This window comes from Mitsuokella sp. AF21-1AC (assembly GCF_003458855.1).
Lineage (GTDB): Bacteria > Bacillota > Negativicutes > Selenomonadales > Selenomonadaceae > Mitsuokella.
In genome coordinates this window covers 1-22,088 of record NZ_QRVW01000020.1, presented here as the reverse complement: position 1 = coordinate 22,088, position 22,088 = coordinate 1, and the positions used below count along the sequence as shown (strand labels likewise).

General features: G+C 56.9%; 22 protein-coding genes. 13 read left to right on the top strand and 9 right to left on the bottom strand.

Annotated features, from left to right (window positions below):
- The first annotated feature begins 112 nt into the window (after positions 1 to 112).
- The 5 genes from DWX75_RS08200 to DWX75_RS08180 all read left to right on the top strand — a co-directional run bounded on the left by DWX75_RS08200 (position 113) and on the right by DWX75_RS08180 (position 5,413).
- The gene (locus tag DWX75_RS08200) at positions 113 to 772 is read left to right on the top strand and encodes an aspartate/glutamate racemase family protein (protein WP_118015851.1); all 660 of its coding nucleotides are present in this window, start codon (positions 113 to 115) and stop codon (positions 770 to 772) included.
- Entirely contained in the window at positions 753 to 2,354 is a 1,602-nt protein-coding gene (locus DWX75_RS08195; RefSeq protein WP_233519527.1) for an OPT/YSL family transporter, read from the top strand. The genes DWX75_RS08200 and DWX75_RS08195 overlap by 20 nt, the downstream gene beginning before the upstream one ends.
- A gap of 62 nt (positions 2,355 to 2,416) precedes the next feature.
- On the top strand, positions 2,417 to 3,355 hold the full coding sequence (locus tag DWX75_RS08190) for a DUF1177 domain-containing protein (protein WP_118015849.1): 939 nt from the start codon (positions 2,417 to 2,419) through the stop codon (positions 3,353 to 3,355).
- A gap of 10 nt (positions 3,356 to 3,365) precedes the next feature.
- Entirely contained in the window at positions 3,366 to 4,097 is a 732-nt protein-coding gene (locus tag DWX75_RS08185) for an AroM family protein (RefSeq protein ID WP_233519526.1), read from the top strand.
- 29 nt (positions 4,098 to 4,126) lie between these two features.
- Entirely contained in the window at positions 4,127 to 5,413 is a 1,287-nt protein-coding gene (locus tag DWX75_RS08180) for a M18 family aminopeptidase (RefSeq protein WP_118015847.1), read from the top strand.
- A 105-nt stretch (positions 5,414 to 5,518) separates the two neighbouring features.
- On the opposite strand, the gene DWX75_RS08175 is transcribed toward DWX75_RS08180, so the two are convergent.
- The 4 genes from DWX75_RS08175 to rarD form a co-directional block, all read right to left on the bottom strand.
- Positions 5,519 to 5,785 (bottom strand): type II toxin-antitoxin system RelE/ParE family toxin, encoded by a 267-nt coding sequence (locus tag DWX75_RS08175; RefSeq protein WP_118015846.1) that lies wholly within the window; start codon positions 5,783 to 5,785, stop codon positions 5,519 to 5,521.
- Entirely contained in the window at positions 5,782 to 6,003 is a 222-nt protein-coding gene (relB, locus tag DWX75_RS08170; RefSeq protein ID WP_118015845.1) for a type II toxin-antitoxin system RelB family antitoxin, read from the bottom strand. Before relB ends, DWX75_RS08175 begins: the two co-directional genes overlap by 4 nt.
- Before the next feature lie 65 nt (positions 6,004 to 6,068).
- Positions 6,069 to 7,019, bottom strand: coding sequence for a dicarboxylate transporter/tellurite-resistance protein TehA (locus DWX75_RS08165; protein ID WP_118015844.1), 951 nt, complete (start codon positions 7,017 to 7,019; stop codon positions 6,069 to 6,071).
- Positions 7,020 to 7,100: 81 nt separating this feature from the next.
- Positions 7,101 to 8,018 carry an EamA family transporter RarD gene (gene rarD, locus DWX75_RS08160; protein ID WP_118015843.1) on the bottom strand — a complete coding sequence of 306 codons (918 nt, stop codon included), beginning with the start codon at positions 8,016 to 8,018 and terminating at the stop codon, positions 7,101 to 7,103.
- Positions 8,019 to 8,218: 200 nt separating this feature from the next.
- Between rarD and DWX75_RS08155 the strand changes: the two genes are divergently transcribed.
- From DWX75_RS08155 to DWX75_RS08135, 5 genes are all read left to right on the top strand, one after another.
- The gene (locus DWX75_RS08155) at positions 8,219 to 8,482 is read left to right on the top strand and encodes a hypothetical protein (RefSeq protein ID WP_199497556.1); all 264 of its coding nucleotides are present in this window, start codon (positions 8,219 to 8,221) and stop codon (positions 8,480 to 8,482) included.
- Positions 8,483 to 8,486: 4 nt separating this feature from the next.
- Entirely contained in the window at positions 8,487 to 9,206 is a 720-nt protein-coding gene (gene pnuC / locus DWX75_RS08150) for a nicotinamide riboside transporter PnuC (protein WP_118015842.1), read from the top strand.
- A gap of 26 nt (positions 9,207 to 9,232) precedes the next feature.
- Entirely contained in the window at positions 9,233 to 9,922 is a 690-nt protein-coding gene (locus tag DWX75_RS08145; RefSeq protein ID WP_118015841.1) for a hypothetical protein, read from the top strand.
- A gap of 245 nt (positions 9,923 to 10,167) precedes the next feature.
- Positions 10,168 to 15,417, top strand: coding sequence for a viroplasmin family protein (locus DWX75_RS08140; protein WP_158558780.1), 5,250 nt, complete (start codon positions 10,168 to 10,170; stop codon positions 15,415 to 15,417).
- Between the two features lie 75 nt (positions 15,418 to 15,492).
- Positions 15,493 to 16,332 (top strand): hypothetical protein, encoded by an 840-nt coding sequence (locus tag DWX75_RS08135; protein WP_118015839.1) that lies wholly within the window; start codon positions 15,493 to 15,495, stop codon positions 16,330 to 16,332.
- Between the two features lie 475 nt (positions 16,333 to 16,807).
- Here DWX75_RS08135 and DWX75_RS08130 read toward each other — a convergent pair whose 3' ends face one another.
- From DWX75_RS08130 to DWX75_RS08110, 5 genes are all read right to left on the bottom strand, one after another.
- Complete coding sequence (locus DWX75_RS08130) at positions 16,808 to 17,086, bottom strand: hypothetical protein (protein WP_118015838.1); 279 nt, start codon at positions 17,084 to 17,086, stop codon at positions 16,808 to 16,810.
- Positions 17,083 to 17,568: a DUF3990 domain-containing protein gene (locus DWX75_RS08125; protein WP_118015837.1), complete on the bottom strand. Its 486-nt coding sequence runs from the start codon at positions 17,566 to 17,568 to the stop codon at positions 17,083 to 17,085. Before DWX75_RS08125 ends, DWX75_RS08130 begins: the two co-directional genes overlap by 4 nt.
- Positions 17,565 to 17,780 carry a DUF3791 domain-containing protein gene (locus DWX75_RS08120; RefSeq protein ID WP_118015836.1) on the bottom strand — a complete coding sequence of 72 codons (216 nt, stop codon included), beginning with the start codon at positions 17,778 to 17,780 and terminating at the stop codon, positions 17,565 to 17,567. The genes DWX75_RS08125 and DWX75_RS08120 overlap by 4 nt, the downstream gene beginning before the upstream one ends.
- A 43-nt stretch (positions 17,781 to 17,823) precedes the next feature.
- Positions 17,824 to 18,021: a helix-turn-helix domain-containing protein gene (locus DWX75_RS08115; RefSeq protein WP_118015835.1), complete on the bottom strand. Its 198-nt coding sequence runs from the start codon at positions 18,019 to 18,021 to the stop codon at positions 17,824 to 17,826.
- Between the two features lie 194 nt (positions 18,022 to 18,215).
- Positions 18,216 to 18,773: a carbonic anhydrase gene (locus tag DWX75_RS08110; RefSeq protein ID WP_118015834.1), complete on the bottom strand. Its 558-nt coding sequence runs from the start codon at positions 18,771 to 18,773 to the stop codon at positions 18,216 to 18,218.
- Between the two features lie 311 nt (positions 18,774 to 19,084).
- Here DWX75_RS08110 and DWX75_RS12305 point away from each other — a divergent pair, with 311 nt between their 5' ends.
- The 3 genes from DWX75_RS12305 to DWX75_RS08095 all read left to right on the top strand — a co-directional run bounded on the left by DWX75_RS12305 (position 19,085) and on the right by DWX75_RS08095 (position 21,928).
- Positions 19,085 to 19,399 carry a helix-turn-helix transcriptional regulator gene (locus DWX75_RS12305; protein ID WP_118015833.1) on the top strand — a complete coding sequence of 105 codons (315 nt, stop codon included), beginning with the start codon at positions 19,085 to 19,087 and terminating at the stop codon, positions 19,397 to 19,399.
- Between the two features lie 67 nt (positions 19,400 to 19,466).
- Positions 19,467 to 20,534, top strand: a complete 1,068-nt coding sequence (arsB, locus tag DWX75_RS08100) for an ACR3 family arsenite efflux transporter (RefSeq protein ID WP_118015832.1) — start codon at positions 19,467 to 19,469, stop codon at positions 20,532 to 20,534.
- A gap of 143 nt (positions 20,535 to 20,677) precedes the next feature.
- Positions 20,678 to 21,928, top strand: coding sequence for a M20 family metallo-hydrolase (locus tag DWX75_RS08095; protein WP_118015831.1), 1,251 nt, complete (start codon positions 20,678 to 20,680; stop codon positions 21,926 to 21,928).
- The last annotated feature ends 160 nt before the right edge of the window (positions 21,929 to 22,088 follow it).

The window sequence follows — 22,088 nt, the reverse complement described above, 5'->3', positions numbered from 1 at the left end:
TAAGTTATCCCTACAATAACTGGGATTTATACGGTAAAATATACACAGTGAATGTTCACAGTGTACATTTTACCGTATTTTTTACTATTTTTATGCCAGGGAGGGAAATGAGATGCTGGGAATCATACGAGTTCTGACGCATAAAGACCAAGAATTTGTCGATATGCACGGAAAAACCATCACTTCGATTTATCATATTCCGACCATCAGTCGTTGTATACCAGACCAGTATCAGGGGGTCCATGATGAAGCGACAAAAGCCAAGGCAATCCCGAAGATTGTTGCTTTAGCAAGAGAATTGGAACAGTACGGCGCCAAAGCCTTGCTGATCAGCTGTGCGGCAGATCCGGGGCTGGCGGAGGCAAGAGCCGCCGTAAAGATTCCTGTTTTGGGGGCAGGGACTTGTGTGGCAGCGATTGCTCAATCGCTGGGAACGCATGTTGGTGTATTGAATCTGACGGGGACAACTCCGCCATCGCTGCGGAAGGTACTTGGCGATGCGTTTTTTAAGGAAATTGCCCCTCAGGGGATTGAAAATACCACACAGTTACAGACGCCAGAGGGAAAAGCCGCCGCCATTGCTGCCCTGCGGGAGTTGGAGACCTGCTGCGATGTCGTTGCCTTAGCCTGTACGGGATTCAATACGATGGGCCTGGCCAAAGAAATGCGGCCCTTATTGTCCATTCCCATTGTGGATCCGATCGAGGCAAGCGGTGCCATTGCCAAGCAATTGTTTTTAGGAGATGATGAAAATGCCTGCTTTGAGAAATGAAGAGCATCCCAGTGCCTTTGAGCCCAGCATGATGCTCATGAATGTATGCTTGTCCTTTTTGGGTGCGATTATCGGTTTGCAGATCATTACGACTTTGGGCGTTACGCCGAATACTTCAATCATCGGTGTCCTGATTGCTTTGATCATATCCCGAATCCCGTTTTCCGCGTTCCTAAAGTTCCGGAATATACATCGCCAGAATCTGGCACAGACCGCGATTTCCAGTGCGACCTTCGGTGCAGCCAATTCCCTGATGTTGCCGGTGGCGATTCCCTTTATTTTAGGCCGTGTGGATTTGGTCTGGCCTATGCTGATTGGTGCCACGCTTGGCATGTCCATCGATATGTGCATGTTGTACTGGTTGTTCGATTCAAAAGCATTCCCGGGCAAAGCAGCCTGGCCAGCCGGCATAGCAGCTGCAGAAGCCATCAAGGCCGGCGATAAGGGCGGCAAGCAGGCCATGCTGCTGGTCTGGGGTATTCTGGGCGGAATCGTTGGTTCCTTTTTCAAGATTCCCATGTCGGCACTGGGCATCACAATGATCGCCAATATGTGGGCGATGCTGATGTTTGCGATTGGACTTTTGCTGCGCGGTTATTCCATCGCGTGGTTTGGCATTGATTTGAATGCCATGTACGTTCCTCATGGTTTCATGATTGGGGCCGGACTGGTGGCAGGTGTCCAGATCCTGATGATCTTTTTGCGCAAGCACAAAACTTCTGATGAGAACACGCAGCCTGCCGATGAAACGCCATATACACGCGATGACAACAGTGTCAAGGTAAGCATTATCCGCGGATTTGTACTCTATATCCTGGCCGGCTGTATCCTGGCACTTCTTTCTGGTCTTTATACCGAGATGAGCATGGGAATGCTGGTCTTTTGGATCATGTTTGCTGCGTTCGCCTGCATCATGGCAGAATTCATCATCGGTTTGTCGGCTATGCATTCTGGATGGTTCCCGGCTTTTGCCACGACGCTGATTTTCCTCATCATCGGTACCCTCTTGGGTTTCCCACCTGTGGCACTGGCGCTGCTGGTCGGCTTCGTCGCCAGCGGCGGTCCGGCTTTTGCCGATGGCGGCTTCGATTTTCGCAGCGGCTGGATTCTGCGCGGCATGGGCAAGAATCCTGAATTTGAAGTAATGGGCCGCTATCATCAGTTCATTTCGGCATTTGTTGGTTTTGGTGTGGGTGCCATAACAGTAGCACTAAGTCATGATATGTATTTTTCGCAGAACCTGTTCCCACCTGTTGCCAAAGTATTTGTCACCACCATCATGGCAGGCGTAGATCCATCCATTATCCGGAATCTGCTCCTGTGGGCCGTACCGGGTGCCATCCTGCAGGCAGTGGGCGGCTCGAGCCGTCAAATGGGTATCATGATGTCGACGGGCCTGCTGATCGTAAGTCCCGCTGCCGGCCTCACGGTTATAGCCGGTCTGATTGTCCGTCTGCTTGTCATTAAAATAAAAGGCGAAGATGCTATGATCCCTGTTACCGTTATGGCAGCGGGATGCATCGCCGGTGACGCGTTGTACGGTTTCTTTAATTCTTTATTGAAAGTAGGATTAAAAAAATAAACACGTCAACTATATCCATTTCATAAACATTCCACACAGCACATAATACGGAGGATAGAATCATGGCTTTAAAACAAGTTCTCGATACGTATCATATTCTGGATGACATCCATGTGAATGGACAGGTTGTTGTCGATTACGCAAAGAAAGCTGGCATTGCAGACGCAGGCTATGAACATGTGGTGACGGATGGTCATTGGACAGATTTTGTTCGTTTCGTGATTCCCGGCACAGAAGGCAAGACGAAAGGCGGCAAGGCTCCGACGCTGGGACTGATTGGTCAGCTCGGCGGCATTGGCGCCCGCCCGGAGCGCATCGGTTTTGTTTCGGATGGCGATGGCGCCTTGGCCGTTGTGTCTGCAGCAATCAAACTGGCAGAAATGTCGCAGCGCGGCGATGCCCTGCCGGGTGATGTCATCATCACGACCCATATCTGTCCGGTGGCCCCTACGATGCCCCATGATCCGGTCCCGTTCATGGGTTCGCCGGTCAAAATGTCCACGAATGTGAAGCACACCGTAGATTCCGCCATGGATGCCATCCTTTCTGTCGATACGACCAAAGGCAACCGCATTGTGAATCATAAAGGCTTTGCCATTTCTCCGACCGTGAAAGAAGGGTATATCCTGCGCGTCAGCGAAGACCTCCTGCGGATCATGCAGCAGACCACAGGAGACTTGCCCGTAACAATTCCCATTACGACACAGGATATTACGCCGTACGGAAATGGGTTATATCACATGAACAGCATCCTGCAGCCGAGCTGCGGCACAAAGGCGCCCACGGTCGGTGTGGCGATTACGACGAAATCGGCTGTCCCGGGATGTGGTACGGGCGCAACGCATGAGGTCGATGTGGCTGAAACTGTACAGTATTTGATAGAAGTAGCAAAAGAATATACATCTGGGACATGCATTTTTTATGACGCAGAAGAATTTGAGCGCATTCAGGCCCTGTATGGATCCATGACGCAGTTGCAATCCATGGGTCACCAGGAATGAGTCCCCGGGGATGCATCAGCAGCAAGGTTGCATGCGTCATGATGCCATGAGAAAGGAAGAGATTCGCATGTTGCATGAAATTGGAGCGATTACAGTCGGTCAGTCACCCCGGGTGGATGTGATGCCGGACTTGGAGCCCCTTTTATCGGGAATTCGTGTAATTCAAAAGGGCGCCTTGGATGGCATGACGCGGGAAGAAATGAAAAAGATTGAGCCGGAGCCTGGAGATTATGTCCTGGTTTCACGGCTGCAGGATGGCTCATCCGTACGAATGTCGGAGAAATTCATTCTGCCCATCATCCAGAAATACATTGATGCATTCAATCGGCAGGGCGTGGAAGGAATCTTGATGCTCTGCACGGGAGAGTTTCCGCACTTTACCAGTCATATCCCTTTGCTTTATCCGCAGAAATTATTGAAAGCGGTAACCATGGCCGTTCTGGAAAAACATCAGACTCTGGGTATACTCACGCCAGATTCATCTCAGGTCCAGCAGGCCAGGAAACGATGGCTGGGATATGGTGCTTCCCGGGTATGCGTTGAAGCAGCGTCTCCTTATTTATCGGAACAGGATGTCATTCAAGCCGGATTGCGTTTGAAGGAGCAGGGAGCCAGTCTCATCGTCATGGATTGTATCGGATATACACAGAATATGAAAGACATCGTTCATCGGGAGACGGGCTTATCTGTCATCTTGGGCAGGACTGTTGCTGCACGTATCGCAGCAGAATTATTCGGATAAATTTACCAAAAGCAAAAGAAGGGAATCAGATGAAAGACGAGGCTATAACAGAGTTATTCGCGTTCATTAAAAGCGGTACATCACCGTATCATGTGGTGGACTGTTGCAGCAGAAAACTGAAACAGGCGGGATTTTTGGAACTGGATCTTAAAGATGCCTGGCAGCTTCATCAAGGTGGTGCCTATTTCGTCAAGGTGTATGGTTCTACCCTGATTGCGTTCCGTTTGGGTGAAGAAGATGGTCCGTTGCATCTGGCTACGGCTCATACGGATTTTCCCTGCCTGCGCGTAAAGCCTTCGGCGGAAGTGGCTGTGCGCGGTTACGGGAAAGTCAATGTCGAGATTTACGGCGGTATGATCCGGGAAAGCTGGCTGGACCGCCCCTTGTCCCTGGCAGGCAAGGTCGTCTTGAAAACAGAGGATCCCTATGCACCGAATACCCGCTTGGTCGATCTGCAGCGTCCTGTTATGACAATCCCGCGCCTGGCCATCCATATGAACCGGGCGGTCAATAAAGGGGTGGAACTCAATCCCCAGAAAGATATGCTGCCGCTCATGACGATGCTGGGGGACAATCTCGACGAAAAATATGTCTTGTCTTGTTTGGCGGAAGCGGCTGGCTGCCCAAAAGAAGAGATCCTTTCTTATGATCTTACCGTTTATCCTTGGGAGGAACCTTGTTTACTGGGAGCCAGGAACGAGTTTCTATCTTCGCCTCGTTTGGATAATCTGACTTCAGTGAAGGCTTGCCTGACCGGTATGCTGAATGGCACTAGTAAAAATGGCCTGTCTGTCATCGCGCTTTTCGATAATGAGGAAGTTGGCAGCCGCACGAAGCAGGGGGCAGCTTCTCAGATTCTCCCCATGATCCTGAAGCGGATTTACAGCAAGATGGATCCATCGGGAGAACTGTATGAGCGGAAACTCGCTGGTGGATTCTTCTTGTCTTTGGATGTGGCACATGCCTTCCATCCCAATTATCCGGAGAAAAATGATGTAACGAATTTCCCGGTACTCAATGGAGGCGTGACCTTAAAAATGGCCTGCAGCCAATCATATGCGGGCGATGCGGAAGCCATTGGCATCGTTAGCGCACTCTGTGCAGAGCATCAGATTCCATATCAGTATTATGTCAATCGCTCGGATATTCCCGGTGGGTCAACGCTGGGTTCTATTTTATCCGCTCAATTGCCAATTCGTACCATGGATATCGGTGTTCCCATCTTAGCCATGCATTCCGCACGCGAAACCATGGGCGCAGCGGATCAGACGGCGATAGAACAGCTGATGAATGTATATTTGGGGTGCGAAGAATAGATACAACAGAAAAAAGGAAGCAGCCATTGTCTTTGATAGACAGGCTGCTTCCTTTTTCTTGCGCCCGGCCAACGAATGACCGCTCTTCTACTTGATGGTTGGGCATCAGGAATAGATGTCTCGGCGGTGCCCAATCTCAAGCATCAGGATCACGACGTTTTCATCCTGGATGTCAGCAATCAGGCGATAATCACCGACACGATACCGCCATTCGCCGCTGCGGTTTGAGGTAAGCCCCTTGCCGTGCTGACGGGGATTCTCGCAGCCTTCCAGATTCTTGCGAATCCAACCGAGGATTAGGGCGGCGGTGTGACGGTCCATTTTCTTCAGTGATTTCTTGGCAGCTGCAGTGAAAAGCACGTGATAGGTCATGCGAGGCCCAGCTCCTTTTCCACTTCATCGAGCGTATAGGTCTTCGGGTCCTTTCGGTATTCCTGCATGGCCTTTTCATAGCATTTCATGTCGAAGTCATCTTCGATCCGCTCCAGGACAGAGCGTCGCACGAGCTCCGACATGGAGATGCCATGCATCTCAGCGTATTTGCGGAAGAGCATGGCGTCATTATCATTCAATCGAACGGATACGGTCATAAAAATCCCTCCCTTTGTAATACATTGTAATACAAGAGGAGGGAGAAGTCAAATACGGGGGCCGCTTATTGTTTTGAAAAGGAACGGGCGAGGAGCAGGGCCGTCTCGGCGAGCAGCAGCAAGATGACGGTGGTACCGAAGATGGTGAAGAACTGCCCGAGCAGCACAAAGGAGTCGTCAAAGCCCGCATGCCAGATACGGAAGCCGACGTTGACCATGGAGGCCATGGCGAAGGAGAAGGCCCAGAGCGACATCGAGAGGCCGACGCGCAGGACCCAGGTCATGAGGCGTGCCATGAACAGCAGGTTGAGCAGGCCGTAGCCGACGAGGCCGAGCACGACGGCGTCGATCTGCCCGCCGTTGCAGGACAGGTAGGCCGAGCTGCCGACGAAGGACGGCGCGAGCTGGATGCCGAGCAGCGGGCGTTTCTGCGGGTGCAGGGGTTCATCGGCGCGCAGGTGATGGAGAAAGGAGGATTCCAGGCTCATCCACGACAGGAAGCCGGCACCGAAGAACAGATAGCCCCAGTGTGCGTACCCGAAGGCGCCGAGTGCGATGGCGGAGGCGAAGTTGGCGCCGATTGTCGGCATGTACATGGCCGGCGTCTCCATTTCGGCGGGGGTCCTGCCGTGCCACTGGCCGCCGATGTGGTACGAGCTGAAGAGGAGCTGTCCGGCTACGCCCAGGAGCAGCAGGATGCAGGCGGGAAAAGGGGCATATGGGCGCAGGGCCACGGCCGCGAGGCTCGTGGTGATCGGCACGAGCGTCAGGAAGGGATTCCCCAGCTGCAGGATACATTCGCGGGCGGCGCCGTTCGTGCTCGTTATGACCTGCCTGATATAGCGCAGCAGCAGGAAAAGCCAGAGCAGACCGGTTGCGCCAAGGATGCCTTCGCCGATGGCAGCGGGGAAGTCGAGCAGGAGGGCCGCGTTGCGCCAGGCGATGCCCAGCGCGAAGAGACCGAGGGTCATGCTGAGCGTCGACACGGACGCCTGCGGCTGTAGTTCAGTGTCCATGATATACCTCTTTCTATAGGAGTTGGATTTGGATTCCCTGCGGCAGGAGCAGCGGGCATTTCATCTCTCCGGGGGCTGTTTTCATTCAGAGGGTGCGGTTTCGGGCGGCTTGGCTGCGCGGTGATGCAGGCTCTCGGACAGCGTGAAGATCAGGAGGGCCGCCCAGATGAAGCCGAAGGCGAAGAGCTGCTGGAGGCCGAACGGCTCGTGGAAGAAGAAAATGCCGAGCAGCAGGGCAACCGTCGGGCTCAGATACTGGAAGAAGCCCAGCACGTTTAGCGGCAGGGTGTTGGCCGCATAGGAAAAGAGCAGCAGCGGGACGGCCGTGATGACGCCCGTGCCGGCCAGCAGCAGCGTCAGGAGCGGGAACGCCGGGCCGAAGTGGCTCTGCGGCGTCTGCATGAGGAAGATGGTGTAGGGGATGGCCGCCGGCAGCATCAGCAGGGTCTCAAGCGTGATGCTCGAGAACGGCGCGAGGTGCAGCTTTTTCTTGACGGCGCCGTACACGGCAAACGTCAGGGCCAGCGCCACGGAAATCCACGGCAGTTTGCCGAGCTCGTACGTCATGAGCAGGATGCCGATGGCCGCAAGAGCGAAGCTGACTTTCTTGGACGCCGTCAGCCGCTCGCGGAAGAAGATGACGCCAAAGAGGACGCTCATGAGCGGATTGATGTAGTAGCCGATGCTCGTATCGATGACGTGGTTGTTGTTGACGGCCCAGATGTAGGTGAGCCAGTTCAGCGTGATGAGGACGGCTGCGGCGATGAGCAGCAGGCCGCGCTTTTTGTCGCGCCAGAGTTCGCGGCAGTCGCGCTTAAAGGCCTGCCAGCGCCTCGTGATGACGAGCACGAGCAGCATGAAGAGAAAGGACCAGCAGGCGCGCTGTGCGAGGATCTCATCGGCCGTGGCTGCGGCCAGGAGGTTCCAGTAGAGCGGCAGCAGGCCCCAGAGAATGTAGGTCCCGAGCGCCGCGGCCATGCCGGCTTTTTGTTTTTGCATGTATATCGCTTCCTTTGTGTGTTTGCATCAAGTTGTACCTTTCATTCTAGCGTTTCCGGGTTCCCGCTGTCAATGCCGGCGGCCGGGGCTTGAACACGTCCGCAGTTTTTGCGCACGCCGGAAAATCGTAGTAAAATAAAGACAGTGACAACACCCCCGATGCCACCTACGGCATCGTGCGCTCGCATGACGGCTTCTACATGGACGACAACGCCGAGGTCGAGGCCTTCTGGTCGAAGAAGGGCATCAAGGCCGACGACATGGAGTCGGGCATCCTCATGGTCATCGGGCGGCTGCGCGGCATGGAGACGCTGTCCATCCTCAACAACGTCGTGCTCTATCAGGGGGACCTCGCCGAGGGCGTCAACAGCCTCGTCAACAGTGCCGAGCTCGTGGCCGCGGGCGAGCGCGCGTCGCTCCTTGCGGCCCTGAACATCCTGACCGATACCGAACTGGAGGCATAACCCTATGACCGCAACAAAACACAGCTGGCTCTACAGCCAGCTCTTCACGCATTGGAAGAAATTTGAAGTCGCCTACGTCTCCGTGCTGATCCTGCTGCAGCTCGTGGTCTTCGCCATCGTGCCGGACAGCCCGATCGGCATGATCTCGGGCGTGGCCGGCGTCATCTGCCTCGTCTACGGCATGAAGGGCCGCAAGATCTCGTTCATCTTCGGCTTCATCCAGTGCGTGGCCATGACGTACATCGCCTGGATCAGCCATGCCTACGGCTCGTTTGCGATGGATATCGTCTACGTCATCTCGCAGCCGATTGGCTGGTATCTCTGGGGCCGCCAGGAGGAGACGCATTCGTTCCAGCCCGGCACGCGCAAGAAGGCGTTCTTCGGCGCCTTCATCGCCTGGGCCATCGGCTGGTGGGTGCTCGCCGGCGTCGGCGGCCAGCTGCCGTATTTCGATTCCATCAACTTCGTCATCAGCTTCATCGCGCAGATCCTCTACGTCCTCAAGTACAACGAGAACTGGTCGCTCTGGATTTTCGTCAACATCGCGAACTTCCTGTACTGGTCGATTCTCTCGGTCCAGATGATGATGGGCGACAACACGATCGGCACGCTCGGCGCCAACCTCTCGCAGGTCGCCCTGCAGGCAGCCCTGCTCTTCAACGCCGTCTACGCCCAGAAGGTCTGGAGCAGCGGCGAAGCCAACAACGAAGGCGGCGCCAGCTGATTGACACTTCGCTTGGGAGGACAATTATGTTTGCCAAAAAGAACCACCGCCTCATCGCCGGCATCCTGCTGCTCGTGCTCGTCATGATTGGCGTCAGCGGGTACCGGTATGAGTCAAAGCGCACGCCGGAATACGCGATGCAGGCGCTGATGACAGGTATCGCGGAGCGCGACGAGAAGGCGATTGCGCGCTACGCCGACATCGATGCCATCGCGGCGTCGGCCTACGATGAGAGCACGGCCATCCTGGCGCGCGACATTGAGAAGCTTCATGCGATGTACCCGCAGGACTGGTTTTTCTGCCACGATACGACGTTCATGGAGCACTATATCGCCGAACGCCGCACGCAGGATTTAGAGCTCATGCAGCGCGCCTGGAGCCTCTTCCTGCAGCCGGATGCCATCGTGCCCAATGCCGACGATATGGACGACGCGGCCTTTGTGGCAAAGGAAGCTCAGGATATCGTGCCGCATTACAAGGCGGAGCTTCTCACGGTCACACCCGAGAAGGATGGGGCGCAGGCCAGCGCGCTCGTCGAGATCACGGGCGATTCCAGCGCATACGGCCAGCTCGTGCCGAAGATGCAGCTGAAGCTTACGCTTTTGCGGCAGCCGGACGGCCAGTACCGGGTCGTGCGCATCGCGAATGTCGCGGAGAATTTCGCGCCCGTCGTGAAGGGCATCGAGGATTACTGCACGATGAAAGGCATTCGGTGAAAGCAACGGCTCCACGCCTCTGCAACATGTAACAGGAACAAAACAGCCCTTGGAGGATATGGCGCTCCAAGGGCTGTTTCTTTTTCTGGGAAGGCCTGGGAAGGAAGGGATTGGGCCCCGGCCATCCTTGTGGGAAGGACAGGCCCTGCGGTATACTATAAATAAGAACTGCTAAAGGATTGGATCTTGCTATGAAAAAACATCAACGATCGCTATCAAAACGAACCAGTGAACGGAAAATGGGGATGCTGCAGCATGGTGCGCGGCAGGCGGGGGATGTCTCCCTGGCTGCTGCTCTGTGCCGGTATCTGCCGGACGGCACGGCATCGGTCTTTCTGGGGCTTTCGTATACAGCCTGCTTGTCGCAGGGAAAGGATGTCCTGCTTTATGCGCGGAGCCGCGCCGACGCGAGGCTGCTCGCAGCCGTCCTCACGGGACGCGAATGGGCGGAGGTGGCCGAGCGGGCGGCAGCGGGGCAGGCTGCCGCTTCCTGTCTGCTCGTCTGTGACCTGGGCGAGGGGCTGCCCGTGCCGGTCCTCGCCCTGCCTGAGCCGGCGCAGGCGGCGCAGTCGAATGGAAAGGCTCTGGCTGCGCTGGCAGCCGATGTCATGCGGGCGGCATACGACCGGCCGTATGCGGTGATGCCCGGGACGGCGTTTCCTCAGCGCGCCGATGCGGCTGATGGCGATGCGGCGTGCATGCCGCCGCAGGCTGCCAAGGGGTCTGACGGCAAGGCGCAAGATACGTTCCCGCCGTCGCTGGCGGAGGAGGAACGCAGGCTGCTCACTGCGCTTGCCGCGCTGCTGCGGGAGGACTGGCCGAATTTTCGCCGGCAGTCGGCCAAGCAGCTGGCCGCGTCCTTCGGTAAGGCCTACCGCATTCCCTCCCTGTACCGCGGCGCTTTGCAGGAATATATGGCACGCGCGCAGCAGTGGTTGGCGTACGATGAGAGGTATCCGCAGCTCGTGCGCGCGGCCGCGGGCGGCGAGGCGCAGCGTGCGGCCTTTGCCCGGACGTACAACGCCGCGCACATGAGCACGGCGGAACGCTTCCGGCGCCGCGTGCAGAAGGATGCGGCTGCCCTCCTGGCACCGGAGAGAGAGGCGGGCGAACTGGCAGAGCCGTCGGCTGCGGAGACGGCTGCCATGATTGCAGCGGCTGCGGCGGGCGGGGAGAGCCAGCCCGGGCCAGCATCTTCTGATGTGGTGCTGGCCCAGGCCTGTGCCGTGCTGCCGGGGCTCGACACGCGTTCGCTGCCGGATGCTTACCTGGCTTTGGCGGCGCTGGCCGTGATCCGCGCAGGACGTTCGGCGGAAGAACAACTGACAGGCGAGGGGCTTTCGTCCTTTTTCGAGGCGATGGCTGCGCGCTGGCAGGCCGTGTGGAATGAGGCGAAAGGGGCTGACACAGAAGGGCAGGGGCCGGACTGGCAGGCTCTGCTGCCCATTGCCCGGCGCCTGCCGCAACTCTTCTGGCAGCGCGCGCTGGCGGCTAAACGTGACTTTGACGAAGCGGGCTGGCCAAAGCTTCAGGAGATCTTGCAGGCGACCCAGACGGCCTGGGAAGCTGGCAAGCTGCGCTTGACGGCGTCGGGCTGCGAGCCAGGCTGGCGCGCCCGGCGGGAATGCTGCGAACAGGCCCTTGCGCAAATGACGTGTGCGCTTTTTGTAGAGCCTGACCACGAAGGCGCGCAGTCGGCCGCAGATACGGCTGGCCGTTCTTGGCAGACACGCCCGTACCTTGCCTGCCTGCGTTATCCCGAGCAGGCCGCAAGGCTCGCCGCAGACGGTCGGGCGCTTTTTGAGGCGCTTTCGGCCGCCGCGTCTTCATCCCATCAGCCGGAAATGCCGGCAGGCAGCGCGGGCGGCCGGCTGATCGTACAGGCTAGGCCGCAGGAGAACATGGCACCTCTGCCGCGCTTTGGCGTCTATGACGTGGCAGACGGCATGCATCTTCTGCTGGCCGTCTGCTGGGAAAAGCCGATCGGTGCGGCCCTTGCCGAGGCTTTTGGGCATCTCAAGCGGCGTGAGCACCGGCTCGAGACACTTTCCGAGCGGCGGGAACATGAGCTTTTGGCCTGCCGCGCGGAGCTTCCGCCCGCCCTGCGCCTGCAGGAGGGCTTCGCACATCCGGACTGGACCCTTTACGAGGAAATGGAGGCGTTCATCCGCACGCGCATGGAAACGTCCCATCATATGCCTGCCGACTGGGAGGACCGGTATCTTGCCGCCTGCCCGGTGGATAAGGAAAACCGCAGGGCCGTGCGGCGCCTCTTCCGCCTCGTCTGGGGGCGGCTCGCGTACGAGGCGCATTACGCACCGCTGCAGGCGGAGACAGATGAGGAGAAGCGGGCATTCGGCTCGGATCATGCGTATTTTGCCGTGGCCCGGGGCTGGGAAACCGGCCTGTTCCGGACGGCGGAAGAAGCGCGCCGGGCCTCTGAAGGCTTCCCGCACGCGCTTTCGTGTGAATTCACGAGCAAGGGCACGGCTGAAGCATGGCTCCTGGCCTGCGGCTGGCCGCGCGGCGAGACAATCCGGTATGCCGTCTGCCGCAGGGGGCGTCAGTTCACGGTCGAGGCGTTTGACGCGGCCACTGGGGGATCATCAGCGTCCGGGCGGGAGCTGCAGGTGCTCTATACGGGCAGGGAGCTCGACGATGTGCTGGCCTGGCTGCGCGCCAGGCGCCAAGAGGAGCTCGCGCGAGCCGCCGCCAGGGAGACGGCGCAGCCTGCCCCCTCGATGCCGGCAGCTCATGCCGCTTTGCCGGGACATGGGCCGCTCTCGCCGGCCATGATGACGCCGGCAACACCAGCGGCGCCTGGGGCGAAGGCAGCCTCGGCGCCGGCTGACGCATCCCGGGGCGATCATCCCGCGGCCAGGGCGGACACAGCCCCTGCAGGGCGGGGAAGAGAGGCCTTGCCTGACGGCACGCCTCGCCGCGGTTTTGCTGCTGCGGGCGATGGCGGCAAAAAGCCGGGACAGGGCCTCTTTCGCGGCATCCAGTTTGACAAGCATATTTTCCGCCATGTGCCGCGCGCGTATCAGGAACGCTTCCGCAAATCCTTCCTGCCGCGCCTGCGCAAGATGGAACGCATCTTCACGGGCGAGCGCCAGGCGGCGGGCAACGACTTCAAACTCGTGGCAGGAGCCAGGGGCAAGCGCGTCTTCAAGCGCCGCATCGGCGACCACCGCCTCAGCATGGTCTATCAGGACGGCATCCTGACGCTGCTGGCCCTGAGCAGCCACGACCGCCAGATGGTCGACATCCGCAAGATTCGCGGCAAGAGCATCGGCTACGTGTATTACGACGTCGACGATTTCCTGCAGCAGCTCGAATCCTGGCAGGCGGTGCACGAGCGGGACAAGGCGCTTTCTTTCGGCGAATACCTCGCGACGCCGCAGCATTTCGTCTACGACGAGGTGCAGCAGTCGCTGCTTGCAGAGGGCAGGCAGGCCGAGGCGGCTTCGAATCTCTCGATTGTCGGCAATGCCGGCGCGGGCAAGTCGGTCGTCGGGCTCAAGTGGATCCAGGACGAATGGCAGAGGCCCGGCCATCGCTGCCTCTATCTGACGATGTCCGAGAACCTCGTCTACACCCTTGCCTATGAATTCCGGCAGGATGTCATGCGTCCGGACGCGCCGCAGCAGCCGGACGGGGAGCCCGTCATCATGACGACGTTTGCGTTCCTGCGCCAGCACGTCAAGGAGCGGTATCCGCGCCTGCCCGAGCGCTGCCTGCTGAACGCGGCGCAGAGCCTGACGGTCTTCCGCCGCTTCTGGCAGGAGCAGGTGGACTGGCGGCAGTTCTGGCCGGCCGAGGCCCGCGGCGAGGAAGAAGCGACGCTGCTCATGGCCTGGCGCGAGATCCACGGCATCATCAAGGGCGCGGCGCGCCTGCCGGCGGACGGGGGCGAAAAGGCGGGCGCGGGTGACGCAAGAGAGCCGCTGCTCGCGTTCCTGACCGCAGACGAATACCAGCAGCTCCTCATGCGTGAGAAAAAGGCAAGCCGCCGCGACGCCTTCTGGGTCCGCGCGCTTTACCGCGTCTTTGCCGCGTATCAGGCGTACCTCAAACGCCACGGCCTGCTCGACGACAACGACGTGGCCAGCCTGATTCTCCGGGCCCCGGCGCCTGAGGCGGCCGCCTATACCTCCGCCTTTATCGACGAATGCCAGGACCTCACGCAGCGCGAGCTTCTGGCGATCTTCAAGCTGCTTTGCGGCACGCGCGCGAAGCGTTTGGCTTCGGACCGCTGCCAGATGGTGCAGCCCACATACTTCGAGGAGTCGTGGATGCGCACGACGCTGAACCGCCTCGATGCCATGCATGGGCGCATGCTGCCGGAAGAGGCCTGCCGGCCACGCTATCTGCGCTACAATTACCGTTCGAGCCGCAGCATCATCGCGTTCCAGGACATGATCCTGCAGCACTTCCGCAAGCGCCACATCCTGACCTTCAAGGAAGCCGAGCTGCAGCAGATTAAGGTGCCGCCGCTGACGCCTGCCGGCTGGAAGCCAGTCTGGATCCTGCCGTCGGAGAAGAACCGCCGCCTGCTCACGCAGGACCTCTGGCGCCGTCTCGAGCCGGGCAGCCTCATGCCCGTTTTCGCCTTTTCTCATTTTAATGCCGGTGCCAGTGCCAGTGCCGGTGCCGGGACGCAGGGCCGCTTCGGCATGACGGCGGAGGATACCGTCACCGACGTGCTCTCCTGCAAGGGCATGGAGTACCCGGCCGTCCTGCTCTGCGACATCCTCAGCGATATGGCCTTCGATCCCGCCATGGCCTGGAAATACTTCTACGTCGGCGCGACGCGGGCCAACCGCGGCCTGCTGATCTATGAGGAAAACGCACGGCCCGGCAGTCCCAGCTATGCCTTCCTGCAGGAAGCTGCAGCGGCCGGCCTCATCGACTGTGCGGCAGACCTCGGCGATACGAGCCCGTATCAGCACCAGACCTGGCTCGTTTGCCTTCAAAGCAGGCTTTCGGCGGGGGACCAGTACGAGCGTCTCGAGACGGCCGAGCGCGCGCTGGACTTCGGACAGTACGAACTGGCCCTCAAGATCTATCTGCGCGAGGGCAGTGATCCCGACATGATTGCCTACTGCCGGGGCAAGGTGCAGGAAAACCGCGGCGATTTTGCCGCAGCCCTGTATAGCATGCGGCAATCCCCGCCGGCTGGAGCGACCATGGCCGCAGCCGCAGCAATGGTGCCGCCGCGCTTCTGCATCAGCCGGACATCGAGGGACCCGAGTTCGTGGCGGCCTTCCTGCTCGCGCGTGCAGGCGCGCCGCATCTGCTGCAGGAGGCCAGGACCGCCTGGGAAGAAGCTTACGGCCCCGGGGACGCAGCGTTTTATCAGGCCCTGCAAACGGCCCTCGGCCGCTACGACTTTGCGGGTGCTTCGCTCCTTGCGTGGAACCGGCAGGTGCAGCAGGGGACAAGGGACAGCCTTTCGCGCATCGAGCGGGCCAGGGCCGCCGTCCGGCAGCTGACGGCGCAGCCGCTTGCAATGACCGGGACAGGCAGTGAGTCAAACGGCAGTGACAGCAGAGAAGGGACAGAAAACAATGAATCATACAAACGACGCAAATAACGGCTCAAACAGCAACGATACGAAAACGGCTTCAACGGCTTCGCCACCCTCCATATCCCTGCAGGACGCCTGCGAGGCCATGATGGCATATCAAGAGGGACTTGCGGCCATCGACGCCTGCCTCGATGACTTCATGACGTCACTAAAAAAGTTACAACAAGACCTCCGGATGGAGGAAACGCACGGCCGCTTCACCGCCTGCGAACAGGCCATCGAGCGCCTGACGAGCCAGGTCGAAGCCTGCGCACAGTCCTTCGCCGTCATCCATCATCATCAGAAAGGGCTTTCGCAGTCCTTTGCCAAGATTGAAGAGCTGCGCGCGGCCATGCAGCTCTTCGAACAGGCCATGGGACGCTACCAGCAGCAGGCCGGCAATCTCAACCGCAAGCTCTACAACCGCGACTTCCAGGCCACGCTCAAAAGCATGAACGAACTGGCCGCCGACAGCCGCAGCCAGGGCACGTATGCGTACCGCCATCTGACGGACCACGATTACGAGATCCTCATGCACGAATACCAGACGGCCTTCGGCAGCCTTTTGCCCTCAAATGAGCAAGACAAGCCTCAGGACCGGGAAACAACTGAGCACGTGCGGGACGAGGCACAGGACGAGGCGGAACAGGCAAAAGCCAGAAAAAACGTCCGCACATTCCTGCAGGCCGCCTGTCAGCTCCTGGAAGAAACCAGCCTGACCCAGCAGGAATACGAGGGCCTGCAGCGCCTCATCGAAAAGCTCGTGCACAGCCGCCACGAAGCCAGAAGCCGGTTCCTGGCAGCATACCAGTCCGACACGAGAACTGACCAAAGAGACTGAACCTCACAAAACCATACCATACATATAATTATAACGGAAAAGCCATCCAGTCAAAGGCGCATCACGCGATGCATGCCGACACGCGACCGGATGGCTTTTTGTATGTCCATGCAGTTGCTTACACATTTGCACCTTGGGAAATACTCGTCACAGTACTTGAGTAATACTAATACTGGTATTATGTAGTATTATACGGTATTACTGGAGGGACAAAACGGAATAGTTGCAGTTAAAATAAGTAATATCAAGGATTACAAGGAATGTCGGCAAGATGAAAACAGGTATTCAATAGATAGTTATGGTAATACCAAAAGTAAAAATTACGGCTGGTTTTTGGGTAAAATAAAACTTCCGATAATTTATACTTATCGGAAGTAATTTATGTGATCGCTAAATGTATGGTCTGGCATTGTATGCGTTCTGCTAGTATTCTATTTGGCCAATTTTGTGTGACAAAGCCACGACGCAGGATGTCTCAGGATATCTCTGGCGTGCAGGATGAGTTTCCAATCTTCGATTTCGTGCATCCATTTTCAAAAAGGTAAGATTCCGTTATCATCAGTATTCTTGCCAACACCTTATAATCCAGATACTGCACACCATATGACCCTTCATGAATCTGTTGAGCCATATTGCTACGGTAGTAAATATCCATAGCTTTTTCCAGTGGAATACCATTTTCTTTTGCGAGATATGATATCAGGCGCTCTTCTAATCCTTCCTGATAAAATTTTTCGATAGTATCCTCGTTCATGAAGCGACCTCCGATGCTTTGATAAACACCAGGACCCGATTGATTGCTCTCGTTGTAATGAAAGCAATCTGATCATAACCTGGATATACCCGAATTTCCTTTAAAGCACGCTCTTTGTCCCAGATTCCTGAATGATACATATCAACAACACGAAACACCTTATCATTTGCTACCTTACCTATGATGATGTCATATTGCTGATACGCTAAGTTACCATCACGACATTGACATACAAAGTCAATCCAAGTGTCCAGATCATCCCCAAAGTCCCTGACGCTAAGTCCCTCCATGTTCGATGACATTTCATATTCATTCAAAATCGGCTTTGAATCCTTAGCGAAGAGCGCTTTGCGCTTGGCCCAGCGTTGAGCTTGATCCTTATTTGTTGTCACATAAAAACCCCGTCCAAAATCCAGGTCACGAAAGGAATGGATGACATCTGGGTGATTTACAATCATATTGGATCCATGGTAAACAATCATACAGTCATCCCCCTATTTTTCAGAAACTCACTGATATCATGCACGATATAATCCGTGCTCTGCGTATGAAGTATATCATAGTAGGGAATCAGATATTCGTCCAAGCATCCACTTTTCTTTATTGCTTGGTAGACCTTTGATGGAGTTGTATTCCAGCGGTCTGCGCAAGCATGAATCATATATACGATATAGGAAAAGCTATCTTCATTCATAAAAGCCTCCCTCCTCTACTTGCTCCAGCCTGCCTCAGCAGCATCAATCGTTTCGTTTCAAGACGATGTCACACCCTAAAGCCCGAGCAAATCGTTCTACGGTTTCCAGTTTTGGTGAGCGGGCACCCGTCTCAATGCGGGCGACTGTCGTCTGTCCTGTGTTCATGCGTTTGGCCACTTCCTGCTGGGAGATATGCAGTTCTTTCCTGCGTTGTATCAGTTGCTCAAGAATCGCACTCATGCTCCTCGCCTCCTACTTTTATTATAGCCTATCGGTGTTTAGAACACAATCCTATTTACCACTCAAATGCCCGTAAAGCCGCATAAGAATGGAGACGATCAACGGCCATCTGCTGGAAGATCTGCGGATTCGCGATGCAGGGAAAATATGCGCTTCGGCATCGCCGCTATCATCGCCAGCCATCAGGTATATATTTACGCGTTCTGAATGACATCGAGCTTTCCTGTGCGTGGATGAATCATCAGGCCGTGCACCTTGATGTTCTTCGGGATGTAAGGATTGCCGGCAATCTTGGCCACGGCATCTTTGACATTTTCGACGGGGTCGCGAAACGCGTTGGCCCAGGCCTCGAGCTCGCCATGGATCTTGTCAATGGCGCTCTCACTTACGCCATGAGCACGCATCGCAGCGGCGAGGCTGTCTGCTGTCGTCTTGGCCATGCCGCATTCATAATGCCCGACGACAAAAATCTCTTCGACGCCCAGTTCATAGATCGCCACCATCAGGCTGCGAATCACCGTGTCAAATTCACCAGTGAGATAGTTGCCGACCGTGCGGATGATTTTGGCATCACCGCGCTGAATGCCCATGGCCGGCTCCAGAATCTCCGTCAGCCTCGTGTCCATGCAGGTGAAAATAGCCATTTTCTTTTTCGGCAGCTTGCTCGCGGCAATGTCCTCCTCTGTATAATCATGCTTGCCATGTGCCACAAATGCTTTGTTGGCAGCCAGGATTTCTTCTAAACGCTCCATTTCTGTCTCCTCCTTGCATTATTGTGATAAATTTCCTATATTTTATTCGCCAAAAATATTCATTCTCCTTCAAAAACATTACTTTAAAAGTAGGACTCCAGCGCTCTTGTACCGAATTATTTTATCAGCATATGAAAAACAAAGCACAACATATTCTAATTGAAAGAAGGATTAATGTGAAAATATTCATTCAAGAGTTTTGTATAGCACCGTGTAGTGCTATCTTCCTGCGAGACTTGACACGGCCTCATGTCCGTCCTATACTGATGTTTATCAGATTGAAATATATCAATATATAAAGAGGTGATGGTATGATTCCTGTTGAACCCGTCAAAGTCCTCAAGGCATTGGCCGATGTCAATCGGCTGCATATCCTAAAGCTCCTGGGACGCGGAGAACAGTGCGCCTGCGTACTGCTCGAGAATCTGGCACTCTCGCAGCCGACACTCTCGCACCACATGAAAATCCTCTGCGATGCGGGGCTTGTCGCAAGCCGCAAGGAAGGCAAGTGGATCTACTACACACGCCAGGCCAGGGCGCTCGATGAGATTGCCGCCTATCTCCAGGCGCTTGGCCAGGAAGTGCCGCCGGACGCCCCGGCCGCCGATTGCCACTGCCGTGAATAACGGCAGTTTTTCTTCAGATGATGTATTTATAAATTTCTATCTATCTATTTATTTAGAGGTGTTTTCTATGCAGCATGAACAAGCAAGCGGCATTAATTTCTTCCAGCGTTATCTGACCGTCTGGGTCCTTCTATGCATGATCGTCGGCGTCGCCATCGGCCACTTCCTGCCGTCTGTGCCCGCCTTCTTCTCAACACTCCAGGTCGACGGCATCTCCATCCCGATTGCCATCCTGATCTGGCTCATGATTTACCCGATGATGATGAAGGTTGACTTCGAGAGTATCAAGGCCGTCGGACAGGCGCCGAAGGGCCTCTTTGTGACCTGGATTGCCAACTGGCTCATCAAGCCGTTCACGATGTACGCGCTCGCCTGCGTCTTCTTCTTTGTCGTCTTTCGTGCACTGCTGCCAGAAGATCTCGCGACGGCCTATCTCGCCGGCGCCGTTCTTCTGGGCGCGGCTCCGTGCACAGCCATGGTCTTCGTCTGGAGCACACTGACGCATGGCAATCCCGCCTACACGGTCATCCAGGTCGCAACGAATGACCTGATCATCCTTGTGGCCTTCGTACCAATCGTCAAATTCCTGCTTGGCGTCTCCCATGTCACGGTGCCCTACGATGTGCTGTTCCTGAGCATCTTCCTCTTCGTCGTCATCCCGCTGATTGGCGGCGTCCTCACACGCCTTTCCGTCATACGCCGCAAGGGACAGACCTACTTCGACCAGGTCTTTGTACACCGCTTTGACGGCGTGACAACCTGGGGCCTGCTCCTGACACTCGTCATCATCTTCAGCTCCCAGGCACAGGTCATCCTCGAGAATCCCCTGCACATCGTATTGATTGCCGTGCCGCTCATTCTCCAGACATTCCTGATTTTCGGCCTGACCTATGGCGCCTGCTATATGCTGCATCTGCCCTTCGACATTGCCGCGCCGGCCGGCTTCATCGGCGCTTCGAATTTTTTCGAACTCGCCGTTGCCGTGGCCATCGCGCTGTTCGGCGTGACGAGCCCGGCCGCCCTCGCGACGACCGTCGGCGTGCTGACTGAAGTCCCCGTCATGCTGACTCTCGTGCGCATCGCCAATCACACGCGCCATCACTTTTCAGATGGATTTACCCGCAAATGCAAATGAAGTTATTTCCTGATCGACGGGTCCTGGATTACAAGCTTGCACGCGACCAAACGCATTTATGCTATAATGAAAATATCCGCAATATTTTGGAATACGGTTCCGTTTGACGAAACAAAAGCAATGGCTGCAAGGAGGGTTTCTTTATGATATCTGCATCTCGTCTCGAAGAACGGCTCGCGCATATCCGTTCGCTCACGGCCCCAAACAGCGGCGCCGGCATCATGCGGCTGGCGTTTACCGACAGCGACTGGGCCTGCCGCGCGTATCTCTTGTCTTTGATGAAGGACGCCGGCCTCTCCTGCCGCGAGGATGCTTTCGGCAACATCATCGCGCGCCGGGCGGGCAGACGGGAGGACCTGCCCGCCGTCATGTTCGGTTCACACGGCGACAGTGTGCCGCACGGCGGCAACTTCGACGGGATCGTCGGCATCCTCTCGGCCATCGAGGTCGCCAAGAGTCTCGAGGAAGACGGCGTCGAGACGGATGCACCGCTCGAGATCGTCCTGTTCATGTGCGAGGAATCGAGCCGCTTCGGCGCGGCGACGCTCGGCAGCCGGGCCATGCGCGGCAAGCTCACGCAAGAGGACCTGACCCGCCTTAAAGACAGGGACGGCGTGACGCTGCGCGAGGCCCTGCTGTCGCGCCATCTCCATCCCGAGGCGCTGGCATCCGCACGCTACGACAAGCCGCTCAAGGCCTTCTTTGAGGTACACATCGAGCAGGGCCGCGTGCTCGAGAGCATGAAAAAGGACATCGGCATCGTCACGGGCATCGCCGCGCCGACACGCATGCGCATTCACCTGCACGGCCGTGCCGACCACAGCGGCGCCACGCCCATGAATCTGCGCGCGGACGGGCTCTGCGCCGCGGCGGAGATCATCCTGGCCGTGGAGCGCGAGGCCAGATCGCATGTGGAGCCGCCCGTCGTCGGTACAGTCGGTACAGTTGACGTCGAACCGGGCGCCATGAACGTCATCCCCGGCGAAGTGACCATCGGCGTCGATATTCGCAGCATTTCCGCCGAGGCCAAGGCTGCTGCCGCTGCGCACATTGAGGATTTTGCCCGGCAGGCGGCTGCGGCGCGCCACATCCCCCTGACCATCGAGCACCTCGGCTGCGGCACACCGGCGCCCATCTCCAGGGAGATGGTATCCTTCCTCGCGGGGCTCTGCGAAAAGGACGGCATTTCTTGCATGACCCTGCCGAGCGGCGCCGGCCACGATGCCATGCACTGGGCCGATTACACCCAGGTCGGCATGCTCTTCATCCCCTGCAAGGACGGCATCAGCCACAATCCGCGCGAGAGCGCTGAGCTTACGGACATCGGCCGGGTCGCCAAACTGCTGGAGCAGGCGGTCCGGCAGGCCGCCCGCGCGGACTTCCGGTTCTCCTGATCAAAAGCTTGGCTTTTCCATAAAAACAACAAACAAAAGCGAGCGGCACGTACAGGTATTTTTCTGCACGTGCCGCTCGCTTTTTGTCGTTCCTTAATTTCATTGTATGGCTGCTCACGCCGTTACTGAAAACTTATAAAAAGCCATAGTCTATTGATGA